Source organism: Aeromicrobium sp. PFPM2_SD2 (genome assembly GCF_057364525.1).
On the sequence record NZ_JBNFNZ010000680.1, the window covers coordinates 1 to 864 of the forward strand.

At 75.7% G+C, this 864-nt stretch carries 1 protein-coding gene and 1 pseudogene; both read right to left on the minus strand.

The annotated features are described in order from the left end of the window. Nucleotides 1-103 precede the first annotated feature (103 nt). Nucleotides 104-235, minus strand: a complete 132-nt coding sequence (locus AC2W7G_RS17415; protein ID WP_485869545.1) for a hypothetical protein — start codon at nucleotides 233-235, stop codon at nucleotides 104-106. Further along, nucleotides 232-864, minus strand: a pseudogene (locus tag AC2W7G_RS17420) (lipopolysaccharide biosynthesis protein); the annotation flags it as partial. The pseudogene AC2W7G_RS17420 and the gene AC2W7G_RS17415, both read right to left, overlap by 4 nt.

An 864-nucleotide genomic window follows, 5' to 3' on the forward strand; every position in this document is an offset into this window, starting at 1 on the left:
AGGCCGACGACGGTGCCGGCGGGCACGCCGGCGACGGGCTCCGCGAGCCGGACCGTCCACGAGTCCAGGCCGTGCACCCGCCAGCCGGCGGCCGCCCGGTCGATCATCTGCGCGGTCTCGTCGGGGTGCGTGTGACGCCCGGACGCAGTGCGTCCACGTGCCGGTCGCCGAACACGGCGTGCACGCCGGCGACGTCGTCCGCGGCGACGGGACGCAGGTCGAGGCGAGCGGTCACGCGGCGGCCTGGCGGTCGTGCACCAACGACGCGCACCACAGGGCGACGGCCAGCACGGCGGCGGTCGCGGTCACCAGCGTCACCAGGCCGGTGACGTGGACGTCGAGCGCGTAGGCGCCGACCACCAGCACGACGACCGCGGCCCACACCATGACGGTGACGCCGTGGGCGTGCCGGGCCAAGGCGTCGAACAGCAGCAGGTGCACGACGGCGAGCACCGACCCGGCCAGCGCGAACAGCCACAGCCGGCCCTGGATCTCGGCGTACTGGTCGCCGCCCACCAGCACGAGCGCCAGCCCGGGCAGGACGGCGGTGCCGAGCGTGGCCACGGTGCCGAGCCCGGCGACCATCGCGACGGCCCGGGTGCGCGCCCGCACCCCGCCGCCCTCGGCCAGGTCGGCGAACACCACGACGCTCACGAACTGCGGGAAGAACACCGCCGCCTTGGCCAGGATGAGCCCGGACGCGTACAGGCCGGCCTCGTGCTCGTCGAAGCGGTTGCGGGCGATCAGCGAGTCCAGGTTGCTCAGCGCGAAGTACGCGGCCAGCGCCTGCGTGCCCAGGATCGCCTCGCGCAGCAGCACGCGGCGCGAGACGAGCGCCCGCCGGCGTGCCGCGCAGCAGCGGCA